The following is a 15,890-nucleotide window of genomic DNA, read 5'->3' on the forward strand; positions in this document are numbered from 1 at the left end:
AGTGAGGGAAAGCCCGTGACGACCGCCACCAAGACCACCAGCCGCCTTGAGGAGCGTTTCCGCCTCTGGGACGTCGACGGCAACGGGGTGATCGAGCGCTCGGACCTCGCGGCCGAGGCCGACGGCATCATCTCGCGGCTCGGCGCCGAGGGCACCCCCCGGGGCGACGCGCTCAAGGCCGCCTACCTGGGCATGTTCGACCGCCTGGCGGCGGCCGCGGGCACCGACCGGATGGACCGCGACCAGTTCATGGAGGTCGCCGGGCGCGAGATGGTCGGCAGCGAGGACGGCTTCGCCGAGGTCGCCCGGCCCACGCTCCAGGCCACCATGGACGTGCTCGACACCGACGGCGACGGCGAGATCAGCCGGAGCGAGATGCGCCGGTGGCTCGACGCCGTCGGCGTCAGCGCGCGGGACTCCGACCGCGTCTTCGACGAACTCGACACCGACGGCAGCGGCACGCTCTCCGCCTCCGAGCTGGTCGACGCGGTCCGCGACTACCACCTCGGCCGCAACGACATCCCCCTCCTCGGCGGCTGAGCCCCCGACCAGGCCGAGGCCCGCCGCCCCGGCCGCCGACCGCCCCCCTCCCGCAGCGTAGAAACGTGGAGAAGTTGAAGAGAACGCTCGAACCCCCCGAGGCGGCGCCCCCCGGCAGAACACGCCTCCCCGTCCCCTTCTTCGACCAGTCCCGGAGCTTCGCGGAACTGTGGCCGCGCATCCGGGACAACTGCCTGCGGGTCATGGACCGGGGCAAGTTCTCGCACGGGGCCATGGTCGCCGAGTTCGAGGACGCCCTGGCCCGCTGGACCGGCGCCCGGCACGTGGTCGGCGTCAACTCCGGAACCGACGCCCTCGTCATCCTGCTGCGCGCCGCCGGGCTGCGCCCCGGCGACGAGGTGATCGTCCCCGCCTACTCCTTCGTCGCCACCGCCAGCTCCGTCGTCCTCGCCGGAGGCGTCCCGGTCTTCGCCGACATCGAGGAGCACGGGTACGGCATCGACCCGGCCTCGGTGGACGCGGTGGCCACCTCCCGCACCCGGATGGTCATGCCGGTCCACCTGTTCGACCGCCTGGCCGACATGGAGGGCGTGCGCGAGGTCGCCCGGCGCCGCGGCCTGACCGTGCTGGAGGACAGCGCCGAGGCCATCGGCATGCGGCTGCGCGGCGTGCACGCCGGGCTGCTGGGCACCGGCGGCGTGCTGTCCTTCTTCCCCTCCAAGACCCTCGGCGCCATCGGCGACGCGGGCGCGCTGCTCACCGACGACGACGCCGTCGCCGAGACCGCGCGGGCGCTGCGCCACCACGGCCGCTCCGGACGCACCCTGGACGACTTCCCCGGCATCGCCAACCCGACGGTCGTCGCGGGCTGCAACAGCAAGATGGACGACCTCCAGGCCGCCGTGCTGCTGGCCAAGCTCTCCCGCCTCGACGCCGACATCGCCCGCCGCGCCGAGCTGTCCGCGCGCTACGACGCCCGCCTGCGCGACCTGCCCGGGATACGCGCCGTGCCCGGCGCCGTTCCGCCCCACCCCGGCGGCAACCGGGTCGTCTACGTCCACCTGGTCGAGGCCGACGACCGCGACGCCCTGGTCGCCCACCTGGCCGAGGCCGGGATCGGCACCGAGACCTACTACCCGATCCCGCTGCACCTGCAACCCTGCTTCACCCACCTGGGACACGCGCCCGGCGACTTCCCGCGCGCCGAGGCGGCCTGCGAGGGGGCGGTGGCCCTACCGCTCTACCCCGACCTGACCGACGCCCAGGCGGACCGGGTCTGCGAGGAGATCGAGGACTTCTGCCTTCGGAGGCACGGATGACCACGGCGACCGGGCACCGCATCCCCTTCTTCGCCCCCGACCTGTTCGACGCCGACCGCGACGCCCTGCTGGAGGCCGTCCACGCCACCGGCACCGGCGGCGCGCAGAAGTTCATCCTCGGCGAGCGCACCGCCCGCCTCGAACGCCAACTGCGCGACCGCCTCGCCGCCGCCGACGTCGTCGCCTGCTCCAGCGGCACCTCCGCGCTCACCCTGGTCCTGGCCGCCATGGAGATCGGCCCCGGCGACGAGGTGGTGGTACCGGCCTTCGGCTGCGCGCCGCTGGCCAGCACCGTCGTCGAACGCGGCGCGCGCCCGGTCTTCGCCGACATCGACCCGGTCTCCCTGACCCTGGACCCGGACGCCGCCGAGACCGCCCTCACCGCGCGCACCCGCGCGGTCATGCCCGCGCACCTGTTCTCGATGATGGCCGCCATGCCACGGTTCCGGGACCTGGCCGACCAGTACGGGCTGCGCCTGGTCGAGGACTCCGCGCTGGCCCAGGGCGGAACCCTCGGCGGCCGCCCCGCCGGGCTGTGGGGCGACGCGGGGGTCTACTCCTTCGTCCAGGTCAAGACCTTCGGCATGCCCGGCGAGGGCGGCGTGGTGGTCACCTCGGACGCCGAACTCGCCGTGCGCGTGCGGATGCTGCGCAACCACGGCCAGGACGGCACGCACCGCTTCCTGCACCACCGGATCGGCCTCAACAGCCGATTCGACGAGGTGATGGCCGAGTTCCAGCTGCACCGGCTGGGCGGGCTGGAGGACCGGCTCGCCCGCCGGGCCGAGATCTCCACCTACTACTCCAGCCGGTTCGCACGACTGGCCGGAGCCGGGATCACTGCGCCGCCCACGGGCGGCGACGGGCGCTGCCACTACGTCTACACGCTCCTGGCCGAGCAGCGCGACGACCTGCGCGTCCACCTGTCCGCGCACGGGATCGACACCCACGTGTACTACCCGCGCGCCCTGCCCGCCCAGCCCGCGTTCGCCCCGTACGCCCGGGCCGGGGCCCGCTGGCCCAACGCGGAGTCGGCGGCCCGGCGCAACATCTCCCTGCCGCTGTACCCGCACCTGGACGACGCCCAGGTGGAGCACATCGCCGACACCGTGTGCGCGTTCGCCGACCATTCTGGAAGAGCAAGATGACCGACCACACCGCCGCGCCCCCCGCCGGACCGGCGCCCGCAGCCGCGCCGCCCCGGGGCACCCCGGCCGCCTACGCCCGGCTGGCCAAGCTCGACATCTACGACTACTACATCGGCCTGCCCCTGGTACTGGCCATGCTCGCGCCCGCGCTGCGCTGGGAGCCGGGCACGCTGGGGCTGCTCCTGCTCATCCTGCTCGCCGAGGTGGCCGTGGTGGCCGCCATGGTCGCCTTCGACGACGTCACCGGTTACCGCGACGGCAGCGACGCGGCCAACTACGGCTCGGACGCGGCCCGCCGCCGGCTGGCCCGCAAACCCCTCGTCGCCGGGACGCTCACCGAACCGCAGGCCCTGCGCTTCGCCTGGGCGGCGACCGCGGCGAGCGCCCTGCTCTGGGGTCTGGTCGTCCTGGTCGCCCCGCACTGGCCCGCCTGGGCGGTGGCCCTGGCCGTCCTGTGCGTGGTCGCCTCGGTCCAGTACTCCTGGGGCCTCAAGATCAGCTACCGGGGCTTCCAGGAGGTCTTCCTCATCGGTCTGGGCGTGGGCTGGGTCCTGGTGCCCTACGGTCTGCTCACCGGGGAGCTGAACGGCTTCGTCGTGGTGCAGGCCCTGCTGTTCGGCTTCGGCCCGATGCTCTTCGGCCTGTACTCCAACACCAACGACGCCGCGGGCGACCGCGCCGCCGGGCGGATCACCGTGGCCGCTCTGGTGCCCAGGCGCCTCAACACCGCCTTCATCATCGCGGCGACCGCGGCCGAGAGCCTGCTCATCAGCGGCTCCACCCTGGCCGGGATCTCCCCGTGGTGGTTCCCGCTCGTCCTGGCCCCCGTCTTCCTGATGCGGGTGGCCCAGCTGTTCATCGGGTTCGTCCGGGGTGACATCCTGCGCGCCCGCCGCCTGGCCATCCACACCCACCGGGTCACCGTGGTCCTGCTCATCGGCGCCCACCTGCTGGCCCCCGTGCTCCTGGGAGGCGCCGTATGAGCCAGGGGCTCGACGTCGCCGTGGTCGGAGCGGGCCCCGCCGGACTGGCCACCGCGCACGCGCTGGCCCGCGCGGGCCGCTCGGTCCGCGTCCTGGAGGCCGACGAGGCCGTGGGCGGACGCATGCGCACCCTGCGCGAGCACGGCTGCCTCATCGACACCGGCGCGGAGATGCTGCCCCCGGCCAAGGCCTACCCGGCCACCTGGCGGCTGATCCGCGAGGTCGGTCTGGACGCCGACCGCGGCGCGGTGCCCCGCATCCGCGGCGCCCTGGCGTCCTGGCGCGAGGGCCGGGTCCGACCGCACGTGGGCCGCCCCCTGGGCCTGCTCACCGGCGCCGGGCTGTCCCCCCGCGCGCGGGCCGACCTGCTGCGCCTCCAGATCCAGCTGGCCCGCCTCGGCCCGGACCCCGAACACCCCGAGCGCTCCCCGCTGGGCGCGCGCACCCTCGCCGAACTGCTCCGCCCCTACCATCCGGAGCTGCGCTACCGGCTGCTCGGCGCCCTGGCCGCCGGGTTCTTCGGCTGGGACCCCGAGCACACGGCCGCCGCCCCCTTCGCCGCGCACCTGGTCTCCGCGGGCAGCAGCGCCCGCTGGCGCACCTACCGCGACGGCATGGACACCCTCGCGCGGATCCTGGCCGACCGGCTCGACGTGGTCACCGGCCACCCGGTGACCGCTGTGTCCGCGGGCCCCGACGGGGTCAGGCTGGAGTCCCCGGCTGGCACGGTCACCGCCCGTGCGGCCGTGCTGGCCGTGCCAGCCCCGGTCGCGGCCGGGATCCACCCCGGCGCGTCCGGCGTCGAGCGCGCCTACCTGGAGGCCTGCGAGTACGCGCCCATGCTCCGCGTCTCCCTGGTCCTGGACCGCCCGATGGAACCGGCCGGGGCGCGCGGCGGCTTCGCCACCCTGGTGCCCGCCCTGGAGGACCCGCTGCTCAACGTGGTCACCGCCGACCACAACAAGCACCCGGGCCGGGTGCCGCCCGGACGGGGCCTGGTCTCCCTGGTGGCCTCCCCGCGCGGCGCCGCCGAACTCCTCGACGCCTCCGACGCGGTGGTGGCGGAGCGGCTCACCGACCGCGCCGAACCCCTGCTGCCCGGCCTGTCCCGACGCGTCGAGGCCGTCCGCGTGCACCGCTTCCGCCACGGCCTGCCCGCCGCGGGGCCGCGCGCCCTGCGCGAGCGCTCCGCCTTCGCCGTCCGCCCGCCCGCGGCCGTGGACTACGCCGGGGACTGGATCTCACTGCGCCCGTGCAGCGAGGGCGCGGTCTCCTCCGCGACCACGGCCGCCGCGCGGGTCCTGGCCTTCCTCGCCTCGACGGCCCCGACCCCCGTTCCCACCCCCAGTGAGGACCGACGACGATGACGCTGTTCACCAAACCCCTGCACCTGGGCACCCTCTTCGACGACCTGGTCGCGCGCGGCTCCACGACCGCCGTGCACCTGAGCAGGCCGCTGGACATCGCCCCCGGCCTGGGCACCGAGCTGGACGTGCCCCGGGTGGCCGAACTGGTGCGCGAGGCGGCCGGATGGCTCGCCGCGGCCGGTGTGCGGCCCGGCGACCGCGTCGCGATCGCCAAGCGCAACCACTGGGACTACGTACTGCTCAACTGCGCCGCCGCCCGGCTGGGCGCGGTGCCCGCCTCGCTGTCGGCGCACCTGGAACCGGACGCGCTGGAGGTCCTGCTCAAACGGCTGGACCCGGCGCTGCTGGTCACCGACACCGCCCTGCTCGCGGCGTCCCGGGAGGCGGGGGCCGACCCCGCCGTGCACGCGACCCGCACCCTGGTCGTCGACGGCCCGGCGGGGGCCACGGGTCCGGGCGGGAACGGAACGCCGGTCGGGGACGGGGTTCCCCTCGGGGGAGGGGGCCCGGCCGGGAGCGTCCTGCACCTGGACGACGTGCGCGGCACCGACGCCCCGCCGCCGCGCAGGCCGCACCTGGACGCGCCCCTGGCGATCATGCACACCTCCGGCACCACGGGCGTGCCCAAACTGGTCCCGCACTCCACCCGCACGATCATGCGCCGCCTGGCCGGGTTCGAGGCGCACCGCTGGCCCGTGCTGAGCAGCCGCCGCGACGACACGGTGACGGGCGCGTACTCCTTCGCGCACGGGCGCGCGCTCGCCTGGACCGCCAGCGTGCTGTGGCTGTCCCCGGCCGCGCTGTCCGTCGTCACCGGCGCCTCCTGGGCCGAGGCCGGGCCGCTGCTGGAGCGGCACCGGCCCACCACCCTGGAGGCCGCGCCCGCGGTCTTCGCGCGCTGGCAGAACCAGGCGGAGCGGCAGGACGCCCCGTTCGACCGGGTGCGTCTCTACGTCAGCACCTTCGACGCCGTGCACCCGCCGACCGTGCGCGCCTTCCTGGGCGCCACCGGCCACCGGCGCCCGGTGTGGATGCAGGGCTGGGGCCAGAGCGAGACCGGGCCGCTGACCTTCCGGTTCCTCACCCGGCGGGCACTGGTCGCGGCGAACGAGCGCCACCCGACCACCCGCCACCTGGGCCGCCCCATCCCCACCCGCACCAAGCTGCGCACGGTCGATCCGCGCACCATGCGCCCCGTCCCGGCCGGTACACCCGGTCTGGTCTTCTGCCGCACCGAGGCCCTGTGCCTGGGCTACGTCGGCGAGGAGGGCCGGTGGCGGTCCAAGCTGGTGGGCGCGTGGTGGAACACCGGCGACATCGGCGTCCTCAGCCGCACCGGCGCGCTGCGGTTGGTGGACCGCGAGGTGGACGCCCTGCGCGAGGGCGGCTGCCTGGAGGTGGAGGACGTCGTGGACGACCGCCTGCCCGAGGTGCTGGAGTGCGTCGTCCTGAGCGTTCCGGACGGGCCCCCGGTGCCGGTGGTGGCCACCGAGAGCGGGGGTCTGGACACCGTGGCCTGGCGCGGCGCCGTCGCCGACCTGCCCGAACTCGCCGACCCGGTGGTGCTGACCTGGGACGAGCTGCCGCGCACCGGCACCGGCAAGGTCCGCCGCTCCGTGCTGCGCGACCAGTTGGGCCTGCGCCCCGACACCTGCGGAACGGGGAAGTGGACGTGACCGCCGCACCGGTGGGCGCGACCGTGCTCCCGCTGGCCGGGGCCGCCGCGCGGGCGGTGGGCGACTCGGTCGCGCTGCGGATCGCTGCGGCGCGCCTGGAGGCGCTCGGCTGCGCGGTCTCCCGGGTCGTGGGGCCCCTGCCCCCGCAGGCACCGGCCGGGTGGATCGGTCTGGTGGCCGTCCCCGGTGAGTGGGGTCCGGGCGGGAGCGGTTCCGGCGCGGGCCTGGGCGAAGACGGATCCGGCGGAGAGGGAACCCGGGTGCTACCGGTACCGGTCGGCTGCGCCATCGGCTGGTCCGGGCCGGTCGCGGCGCCCCTGGCGGGGGAGCGCGACGTCCAGGCCGCCTGCGGGCTGGCGCACCTGCACGGCCGGGCCCGCGGGGCACCCCGGTTCCTGGGGGTGGACTACGCGTCGGTGTGCGCGGGGGTGCTGGCCGCGCAGGCGGTGGCGGCCTGCGCGCTGGCCCTGGCGCGCGGCGGTCCGGCGCTGTCGGCGTCGGTCTCCGCGGCCCAGGCCGCCCTGCTCGCGGCGGGTCCCTACGTCGCCGCGGCCACGGCCCCGGACCAGAGGGCTTCGGCGGGCCCGACTCTTTCCAGTGGGACAGGAGTGACGCCCGGTGCCGGAACCGCCCCGCCGTTCCGCTCGGTTGACGGAGCGCGCTTCGAGATCGAGACCCTGGACGCCGAGGTCTGGCTGCGGTTCTGGACCGACCTGGGAGCCGCCCCGTCCGCGATCGCCGCCGGGTGGCCGCCCTTCCAGCGGCGCTTCGCCACCGCGGTGTGCCCGCTGCCGCCCGAACTTCCCGCCGCGATCGCGGCCGCGGACCTCGCCCGGGTCCGCCTGGCCGCCCGCGACACGGGCATGAGCCTGGCCCTCGTCCGCGACGCCCGGGAGGCAGAGGAGCCCGACCCGGCCTCGGAGTGGCGGCTGCGCGCGCGGGACGCCACCGGCGCCCCCGCCGCCCCGCTGGCACCGCTCGGCCCCGACGCCGCCGCGCCCCTGGCCGGGCTGCGCGTGGTGGAGGCCACCAACCGCGTGCAGGGCCCGCTCGCCGGGCTGCTGCTCGCCATGCTCGGCGCCGAGGTCGTGCGGATCGAGCCCCCGGGCGGCGACCCCATGCGCGGGGTGGCGCCGATGGCGGGTGACCGCTCCGCCCGGTTCCTGGCCCTGAACCGGGGCAAGGGCGCGGTCGAGGCCGACCTCAAGACCGAAGCCGGGCGCCGGACCGCCCGCGACCTGGCCGCCACGGCCGACGTCCTGCTCTACAACTGGCCGCCCGGCCGTGCCGAGGGGTTCGGCCTGGGCCCCGACGACCTCGCCGACCCCGCCCCAGGCCTGGTCCACGTGCACGCAGACGGGTGGGGCGGTCGGGCCCCCGAACCCGGCGCGCTGGCCACCGACTACCTGGTCCAGGCGCACGGCGGGGTGGCCGACCTCCTGGCCGGACCCGGGCAGGAGCCCGCGCCGTCCCTGCTCACCCTCACCGACGTGCTCGGCGGAATCCTCGCTGCCGAAGGGGCCGTGGCCGCGCTGCTGCTGCGCGCCCGCACCGGCGCCGGGGTTCGCGCCCGGACCGCCCTGTCGGACGCGGCCCGGCTGCTGCGCCGCGCCGGACGCGGCACCGCGCCCACCGAAAGGAGCGGCTCGGCGCCCGGTGGTCGGAGCGGCCCCGTCCTCGTGGAGGACCTGGCGGCGATGGCCGACGAACCGGCGTTCGCGGCGGCCTTCGACACGGTCGGCGGCGCGTCCTGCGTCCGGGCCCCGTGGAGTTTCGCACCCGCCGCCGACGCCCCGAGCGCCGAGACGCGGCTACGTGACGCTGCCGCACGCCGGGGCGCGCCCGTCCGGAACGATCCTGCTTCCGGTGGCACCGTCGGCGCCCGCCGTGGCGCCAGCGGTGGCACCAACAGCAGGATCACCGGCCAAGAGATCCCACACGCCACACCGTCAACGTCTCCGGGCGGCGCCGTGGCCACTCACACGCCTGCGGAGAACCGATGACCTGGACCTCGTCCAACGGCCTGGAACTGCGCGACCTGGTCCCGGCCGCCCTGCGCGCGCGGTGGACCGCGCGCGGCTGGTGCCCGGGCCGGGACCTGTACTCCCTCTTCCACGAGCACGCGCTCGCCCACCCCGGACGCGACGCCGTCATCGACGACCGCGGCACGCTCGACTACGCCGGGCTGGACGCCGCCGTGCGCCGCGCCGCCGCCGCGCTGGCCGCCGGGGGGACGGGGGAGCGCGACATCGTCGGTGTCCTGCTGCCCAACGGGCGTGAGGCCGTCGTGGCCGAACTCGCCGTCGCCGCCGTCGGCGCGGTCGCGCTGCCCGTCCCCGACGGCCGCTCCCCGGCCGACGTGCGCAGTCTGCTGGACCGCTCCCGTGCCGCGGACCTCGTCACCACCCCGGAGCGGGCCGAACGGATCCGCCGCGCCGACCCGCCGCCGACCCTGCGCCGGACGTGGGCGTTCGGCCCGGCCCGCCCCGGGACGCTCAGCCTGGACCGGCCCGACGCCGGGACGGTCCGGGGCTGGCGTCCCGCCCGGCCCGACCCCGAGTCCCCGGCCCGCGTCCTGGTCTCCTCCGGCTCGGAGGGCGAACCCGGCATGGTCGCCTACAGCCACAACGCCATGGCGGGCGGCCGGGCCAACTACGTGGCGGCGCTGCACAGCGGACCCGGCCCCATGCGCAACCTGGTCCTGGTGTCGCTGGCCTCCTCCTTCGGCTCCTGCGGGGTGCCGGTGACCCTGGCCGGGCTCGGCGCGACCCTGGTGGTCCTGCCCCGCTTCGACCCGGCCGCCGCGCTGTGCGCGATCGAGCGGCATCGCCCCACCCACCTGATCGGCGTGCCCACCATGCTGCGGCGGATCGCCGCGCTGCCCGAGCGGGCCGACACCTCGTCCCTGCGCGCGGTGGTGGCCAGCGGCGCCCCGCTGCACCGGGAGGTCCGCGACTCCTGCGCCGCCCGCTTCGGGAGGCCCGTGATCAACGTCTACGGTTCCACCGACGGGGTCAACTGCCACACCGCCCGCCGCCCCGAGGCGTGGGAACCGGGCCTGGCCGGGCATCCCGCCCCCGACGTGGCCGAGGTGAGCATCCGCGACCCGCGGGGACGCCCGGTTCCGCGGGGGGAGACCGGCGAGATCTGGGCCCTGGGTCCGATGACACCGCTGTGCCACGTCGCCGCGCCCGAACTGGACGCCGAGCGGCGGGCCCCGGGCGGGTGGGTGCGCACCGGTGACCTGGGCCGTCTGGACCCCGACGGCGCGCTGCGGGTGGTGGACCGCCTGCGCCGGACGGTGATCCGGGGCGGCGTCAACATCTTCCCGGCCGAGGTGGAGCGCGAACTCGGCGCCCACCCCGCCCTCGCGGAGGCCCACTGCGTGCCCGTGCCCGACCCCGACCTGGGCGAGCGCATGTGCGCCTGCGTGTCCCCCGCCGAGGGGGCCGCCGCGCCCTCCCCGAGCGAGCTCATCGCCTTCCTGCGCGACGAACGCGGCCTGGACGTCCGCTCGCTGCCCGAACACGTGGTCGTGCTGCCCGAACTGCCGCTCGGCCCGACCGGGAAGGTGTGCACGGCCACCCTCGCCCGCGTCGCCGCCGAGACCGTCGGCGCGCACCGCCCGCCGAGCCGGGCGGCGGCGGACGGCGGTTCGGCCCCGCCGGACCCCGTAGCCCGACCAGCCGGACCGGCCCCGACGACCCGACCGACCTGCCCAGCCCCGACGACCCGACCGACGCCGAGGGAGACACCCGTGACCGACGCCGCCGAGGACCAGCGCTACGTCTTCGACAACCACAGCGAGCACGCCTTCGACCAGCACCGCTTCCTGGCCGCCGCCTACGACCCCATGACCACCGAACGCCTGGAACAGACCGGTGTCGGGCCGGGGTGGAACTGCCTGGAGGTGGGTGCCGGGGGCGGCAGCGTCGCGCTCTGGCTGGCCGACCGGGTCGCCCCGGGCGGAAGCGTGCTGGCCACCGACATCAAGCCCGAGCGCGTCCCCGCCGCAGAGGGCCTGGAGGTCATCCGCCACGACGTGGTCCGCGACCCGCTGCCCGAGGCCGCCTTCGACCTCATCCACTCCCGGCTGGTGCTGCTGCACATCCCGGAGCGGATCGCGGTCCTGGACCGCCTGGTGCGCGCGCTCAAGCCCGGCGGCGTGCTCCAGCTCGACGAGTTCGACATCACCTACGGCCCGGCGCTCCTCATGCCCGACGCCGAGTCCCAGAAGCTCTACGAGGAGTTCCAGGAGGCCAAGACCAGGCTGATGATCCGCGCCGGAGCCGACCCGGCCTGGGGGCGCAACGCCGCCGAGGCGATGCGGGGCGCGGGTCTGGTGGACATCGACCCCCAGCCCCGGCTGGAGCTGTGGAACGCCGACTCCCCCGGCGTGCACCTGATCGCTCACCACACCCGCCACCTGCGTGACGCCTTCGTGGACGAGGGGATGACCGACGAGCGGCTCGCCGAGGTGCGCGCGCTCCTGGCGGACCCGTCCTTCCGGGCCAGCTCCTGCGCGATCTACTCGGTCCAGGGCCGCCGCCCCCTCCGATAACCGCCGGTCGGCCGGTCGCGCCTGGGATGAGCCGCCGCGCCCGGTGCCCGGTCCTCACCCCCCAGCGGGACCGGGGGCGGGGCCGGAGGCGGGGAACCCCGGCGGGCGTCCGCCACCGGCGCGCCCCAAGAGTCGGATGCCGGGCACGGTGGGGCCGGGCGGGGCGCGCCCGGTCTGTCGGCGGTGTCGGCTAGGTTGCCCGCGTACACGCACAGCAGTGTTCGAGGAGGGCGACCATGGCATCGAGACCACCGCGTACCGACCGGGGGAGCAGGACCGTCCGCGCCTCCGCGGCGGCGGTCTACGCGGCGATGACCGAGCCGGACGCCCTCGCGGCCTGGCTGCCGCCGGAGGGCATGACCGGCCGGATCGACCGCTTCGAGCCGTGGCCAGGGGGCGGCTTCCGCATGGTGCTGACCTACCTCGACCCGGGGGCGGGGCACGGCAAGACCTCGGCGACGGAGGACGTCACCGAGGTCGCCTTCGCCGAGCTGGTGCCCGGGGAGCGGGTCGTGCAGCGGATCGACTTCGAGTCCCCGGACCCCGACTTCGCCGGGACGATGACGATGACCTGGACCCTCACCGCGGACCCGGAGGGAACCCTGGTCACCGTCGAGGCCGCCGACGTGCCCCGGGGCATCGACCACGCCGTCCACGAGGAGGCCCTGGCCTCGTCCCTGGCCAACCTCGCGGCCCACGTGGAGCGCTGACCCGGCGACCCGGTCCCGGACGGAGACGTCCGCCCGGGACCGGACCGCCCTGCCAGGCATCGGCGTGCTGTACCACCGGGCCACCCGTCCGACGGCCTCGCCCGCCGCCTCCGGTCCCTCCTCGGCGCGGACCCGCTCGACCGCGTACAGGCGAACCAGGTCGTGCAGGCGGTAGTGGTCCTCGCGCGGGCGCTCCACGAGGTTCGCGCGGGTCAGGCGGTCCAGGAGCCTTCGGGCCTCCGCCTGCGGGGCGCCGGTGAGCGCGGCGGCGGCCCCGCAGGAGAACTCCGGCCCCGGGTGCAGGCCCAGACGCCGGAAGAAGCGGGCGGTGTCGTCGTCCAGGGCCCGATAGGAAGCCGTCATCACGGCGCGCAGATCACTCAACTCGTCCTCCTCGGAGAGGGCGTCCAGACGTGAATCCTCGGCAGCCAGTTCGCTCAGCGCCGCGTCCGGCCGGTCGAGCAGCCGCTCGGCCGATCCACGGGAAACCGGGGAGGTCGGTACCGCTCCTGCCAGGAGACGACGGCGCCGGGTTCCCCAGATGCTGCGGAACCCGGCACCGAAGGCGGTCAGCCCTGTCTTTGGCGGTGGAGTTCGACGGCGGCGAGAACGACCTCGGGGGAGATGCGGACCGCGTTTTCCCCGGGCAGGGGATTCTCCACCTTCGCCCAGTCCTCCGGTGCCAGAGCGGGGCCCTGGACGACGAACTCTCCGGTGTCGCTGAGGTAGACGGAGGGGCAGCCCTTGCCCCCGGAGGCGGGGTCCTTGGCGAGCAGTTCCAGTTCCATGGATCTCCGTTCAGGCTTTGCGAGGGGCCTTCAGGGGACGCCGAAACTAGCACGCAGGCCTTGCGCCACAGGGGTTCTGGCCGTTTCCGGTCCGTGTGGTCCTGACCCCTTCTCCGTGCCTGCTCCACTTCCTTCACTGGTGTCTCGTCCGACACGAGCGTGTACAGCTCTGCGGGGTTCATGGTTGTTCTCCGCTCCTTCGCAGCGGTGTGGCGGGCGGGGCGCCGCGACCGGTTGTCGGTAGCGGCACCGCTGAGAGTCAGGAGTTCCGTTGGAACCCGCGGAAGGGGAGGTGCCCGGTGCTGCCGTGACGGCGGCGACCGAGCGGATCAGCTCCTCGGGGGTGTCGGCGCAGACCAGCCGCATGCGGCCGGTGTGCGCGGCCCAGTACTGGCGGGTGTGCTGGTCGAAGACCGTCCAGCCGTGGTGGAGCAGCGCCGCGAGCCTGCTTCCGGGGCTTCGTGACGCACGGCTTCTCCCCGACCTCGTTTCAGTGCAGGTCGCCTGGTGCGCGTAGAGGACCGCGCAGATTCCCCGCCCCTCCACCCTCCGGAACCCGGTCCCTTCCCGACCGTAGTCGCACGGCTACCGTAAAAACGTTTTTCGTGTTAGCTTCCGGTGCAATGGGAGCGCTCCCCACCCCCCACTCCTTCCGGACACCGCCGTCCGGAGTTCGCACAGAGGAGCAGCAGTGCCCATCAACCCCCCGCTTCCCCCCGGCGCGCCCCGGACCGCTCCGCCGTCCTCCCCGCCCTCCCGCAGACAGCTCTCGCGCCTGTCGCGCCTGCGGCGGCTCCTGTACTCCGCCCTGGCCGTCGTCCTCTGCGCGAGCGGCCTCTCCGCCGCCGCCGTCACCCCCGCCCGGGCCGCCGACATCGACACCGGCGCCTACTACGTCCTGCGCAACCAGCACAGCGGCCTGGTCGCCGACGTCGAGAGCGCCGGAACCCAGGACGGCGCGCGGATCATCCAGTGGGAACGCACCGACCGCCCCTGGCAGCAGTTCCGCTTCGTCCCCTCCGGCGACGGCTACTACCGCCTCGTCAACCGCCACAGCGGTAAGGCCGTCGACGTCTGGGAGCACTCCACCGCCAACGGCGCCGAGATCCGCCAGTTCACCGATCTCGGCAACGCCAACCAGCAGTGGCGCCCCGTGGACACCGGCGGCGGCGTCCAGCTGATCAACCGCCTCAGCGGCAAGGCCCTGGAGGTCTGGGAGTGGAGCACCACCCCGGGCGACCGCCTGTCGCAGTACGACTCCCTCGGCGGAGCCAACCAGGTCTGGGACCTGGTCCGCGTGGACGACACCGGCGGTGGGGGAGACGGCGACTGCGGCAGCGGCTCCCACCACGCCGAAGCGGTGCGGAACGGCTCCACCTGGACCGCCCGCAACGGCGGCAGCACCGTCTACACCGGCGGCGACATGCTCGCCGCCATGCGCGCGGCCGTCGGCAGCCTCGACTCCGGCCGCACCTCCCAGCAGCGCGTGGTGGTGCGCGGATCCGGTTCCATGCCCGCCAACACCTCGCTCGACCTGCCCAGCCACACCTCACTGGAGGTCTGCGGCACCATCCACGTGTCCGGGTCGGTGGGCGCCGACCACGCCGCCGTCCGGATCCGCAACGCCCAGAACGTCTCCGTCCCCCACCTGTCCGTGACCGGCTCGCCGTACTTCGGCGTCTTCGTGCGCGGCTCGCAGAACGTCCACTTCGGCCAGATCGACCTGCGCCTGTCCAGCGGCCTGGGCATGCGCATCGACAGCCGGGGCAGCGACGCCAACCGCACCACGCGCGACATCAGCATCAACGACGTGTACGTGTCGGGCACCGACAACCACGGCGTGGAGACCTACAGCGTGGACGGCCTGGACATCGGCACCGTCACGGCCCGCGACACCGGCTACTCGGGCCTGCTGCTCAACAACACCGTCAACGCCACGGTGGACCGGGTGGACGCCGAGGGCGCCGGGACCGGAACCGGCTACGCGGCCTTCCGCATGGCCAACCGCAACGGGCGGATCGGCAGCGACTACCCGACCAACATCCGGGTCGGCGAGGTCCGGGCCCGCGGCGGCGGCCGGGGGGTCTTCTGCGTCTCCGAGAGCGGCGGCGCGGTCATCGACCGCGTGGACATCGCCCAGACCGGCAACAACGCGGTGCTGGTCGAGAACTGCCACAACGTCACCTTCTCCGGGGGCACGATCGCCGGTCCGGGCAGCGTCCGGATCGCGGCCCGCTCGGAGTTCGCCAACACCTCGAACGTCACGTTCCAGAACCTGACGCTGGCCAACACCTCACTGGTCGAGAACCCGTGCTCGGTGAACCTGACCGTCCGCAACGTCACCTTCCAGAGCAGCAGCGACCAGACCTGCTGACCACACCTCGACCACACGCTGACCACGGCCGGAACGCGCCCTGACCACGCGTGACGCCGGGGCCCGACCCCCTGGGGCCCCGGCGTCGCCCGCCCCGGAGCGCCCGGCCCCGCCCGGCACTCAGCCGCGCGCGGCGGCCAGGCGCTCCGCCAGCCAGGCGGGGACGTGCTCCCCCGAACGCGGGTAGTACGCCTGGTCCAGGGCGTAGTCGAAGTCCAGCGGGGCCATGTCGAAGGCGGGCTCGGAGTCGTGGTCGGCCTCCACCCGGCTTCCGTCCAGGTCCACGGTGTACCGGAGGCCGAACCAGGCGCCCCGGTCCGGCCGGTACATGCCCGCCCGCAGGTTCCGCACCAGGTCGGGGAGCCGGTAGTGCCCGCGCCCCTCGCGCACGGTCCCGTCCTCCAGGACCACCCTCACCCGCAGCCGTTCGTAGCCGACCAGGAACCGGGCGTCCAGCACGGCC

Annotated in this window: 13 protein-coding genes; 11 read left to right on the forward strand and 2 right to left on the reverse strand. The window is 75.1% G+C overall.

The window, feature by feature from the left end; genetic code table 11:
- Positions 1-15: 15 nt before the first annotated feature.
- The 9 genes from NDAS_RS07210 to NDAS_RS07250 all read left to right on the forward strand — a co-directional run bounded on the left by NDAS_RS07210 (position 16) and on the right by NDAS_RS07250 (position 12,265).
- Positions 16-540, forward strand: a complete 525-nt coding sequence (locus NDAS_RS07210) for an EF-hand domain-containing protein (protein ID WP_013152489.1) — start codon at positions 16-18, stop codon at positions 538-540.
- Positions 541-614: 74 nt separating this feature from the next.
- Positions 615-1,820 (forward strand): DegT/DnrJ/EryC1/StrS family aminotransferase, encoded by a 1,206-nt coding sequence (locus NDAS_RS07215; RefSeq protein WP_049800294.1) that lies wholly within the window; start codon positions 615-617, stop codon positions 1,818-1,820.
- Positions 1,817-2,968, forward strand: coding sequence for a DegT/DnrJ/EryC1/StrS family aminotransferase (locus NDAS_RS07220; RefSeq protein ID WP_013152491.1), 1,152 nt, complete (start codon positions 1,817-1,819; stop codon positions 2,966-2,968). Before NDAS_RS07215 ends, NDAS_RS07220 begins: the two co-directional genes overlap by 4 nt.
- Complete coding sequence (locus NDAS_RS07225; RefSeq protein WP_013152492.1) at positions 2,965-3,951, forward strand: UbiA family prenyltransferase; 987 nt, start codon at positions 2,965-2,967, stop codon at positions 3,949-3,951. Before NDAS_RS07220 ends, NDAS_RS07225 begins: the two co-directional genes overlap by 4 nt.
- Positions 3,948-5,318, forward strand: coding sequence for a protoporphyrinogen/coproporphyrinogen oxidase (locus tag NDAS_RS07230; protein WP_013152493.1), 1,371 nt, complete (start codon positions 3,948-3,950; stop codon positions 5,316-5,318). Before NDAS_RS07225 ends, NDAS_RS07230 begins: the two co-directional genes overlap by 4 nt.
- On the forward strand, positions 5,315-6,994 hold the full coding sequence (locus NDAS_RS07235; RefSeq protein WP_013152494.1) for a class I adenylate-forming enzyme family protein: 1,680 nt from the start codon (positions 5,315-5,317) through the stop codon (positions 6,992-6,994). Before NDAS_RS07230 ends, NDAS_RS07235 begins: the two co-directional genes overlap by 4 nt.
- Complete coding sequence (locus NDAS_RS07240) at positions 6,991-8,997, forward strand: CoA transferase (RefSeq protein ID WP_232051648.1); 2,007 nt, start codon at positions 6,991-6,993, stop codon at positions 8,995-8,997. The genes NDAS_RS07235 and NDAS_RS07240 overlap by 4 nt, the downstream gene beginning before the upstream one ends.
- On the forward strand, positions 8,994-11,555 hold the full coding sequence (locus tag NDAS_RS07245) for an AMP-binding protein (RefSeq protein WP_013152496.1): 2,562 nt from the start codon (positions 8,994-8,996) through the stop codon (positions 11,553-11,555). Before NDAS_RS07240 ends, NDAS_RS07245 begins: the two co-directional genes overlap by 4 nt.
- 236 nt (positions 11,556-11,791) lie before the next feature.
- On the forward strand, positions 11,792-12,265 hold the full coding sequence (locus NDAS_RS07250; protein WP_013152497.1) for an SRPBCC domain-containing protein: 474 nt from the start codon (positions 11,792-11,794) through the stop codon (positions 12,263-12,265).
- Positions 12,266-12,834: 569 nt separating this feature from the next.
- Here NDAS_RS07250 and NDAS_RS07260 read toward each other — a convergent pair.
- On the reverse strand, positions 12,835-13,053 hold the full coding sequence (locus NDAS_RS07260; RefSeq protein WP_013152498.1) for a hypothetical protein: 219 nt from the start codon (positions 13,051-13,053) through the stop codon (positions 12,835-12,837).
- 271 nt (positions 13,054-13,324) lie between these two features.
- On the opposite strand from NDAS_RS07260, the gene NDAS_RS07265 reads away from it, so the two are divergent.
- Complete coding sequence (locus NDAS_RS07265; protein WP_041552517.1) at positions 13,325-13,570, forward strand: hypothetical protein; 246 nt, start codon at positions 13,325-13,327, stop codon at positions 13,568-13,570.
- Positions 13,571-13,744: 174 nt separating this feature from the next.
- Entirely contained in the window at positions 13,745-15,427 is a 1,683-nt protein-coding gene (locus tag NDAS_RS07270) for an RICIN domain-containing protein (protein ID WP_013152499.1), read from the forward strand.
- A gap of 120 nt (positions 15,428-15,547) precedes the next feature.
- Here the strand turns inward: NDAS_RS07270 and NDAS_RS07275 are convergent, their stop codons facing one another.
- Entirely contained in the window at positions 15,548-15,886 is a 339-nt protein-coding gene (locus tag NDAS_RS07275; protein ID WP_013152500.1) for a hypothetical protein, read from the reverse strand.
- Between the last annotated feature and the right edge of the window lie 4 nt (positions 15,887-15,890).

Source organism: Nocardiopsis dassonvillei subsp. dassonvillei DSM 43111, from assembly GCF_000092985.1.
Taxonomy (GTDB): Bacteria; Actinomycetota; Actinomycetes; order Streptosporangiales; family Streptosporangiaceae; genus Nocardiopsis; species Nocardiopsis dassonvillei.

Excerpts from the sequence above, each read along its gene's own strand:
- NDAS_RS07220 (WP_013152491.1), top strand. The coding sequence starts at position 1,817 with ATGACCACGGCGACCGGGCACCGCATCCCCTTCTTCGCCCCCGACCTG.
- NDAS_RS07225 (WP_013152492.1), top strand. The coding sequence starts at position 2,965 with ATGACCGACCACACCGCCGCGCCCCCCGCCGGACCGGCGCCCGCAGCC.
- NDAS_RS07230 (WP_013152493.1), top strand. The coding sequence starts at position 3,948 with ATGAGCCAGGGGCTCGACGTCGCCGTGGTCGGAGCGGGCCCCGCCGGA.
- NDAS_RS07235 (WP_013152494.1), top strand. The coding sequence starts at position 5,315 with ATGACGCTGTTCACCAAACCCCTGCACCTGGGCACCCTCTTCGACGAC.
- NDAS_RS07245 (WP_013152496.1), top strand. The coding sequence starts at position 8,994 with ATGACCTGGACCTCGTCCAACGGCCTGGAACTGCGCGACCTGGTCCCG.
- NDAS_RS07250 (WP_013152497.1), top strand. The coding sequence starts at position 11,792 with ATGGCATCGAGACCACCGCGTACCGACCGGGGGAGCAGGACCGTCCGC.
- NDAS_RS07260 (WP_013152498.1), bottom strand. The coding sequence starts at position 13,053 with ATGGAACTGGAACTGCTCGCCAAGGACCCCGCCTCCGGGGGCAAGGGC.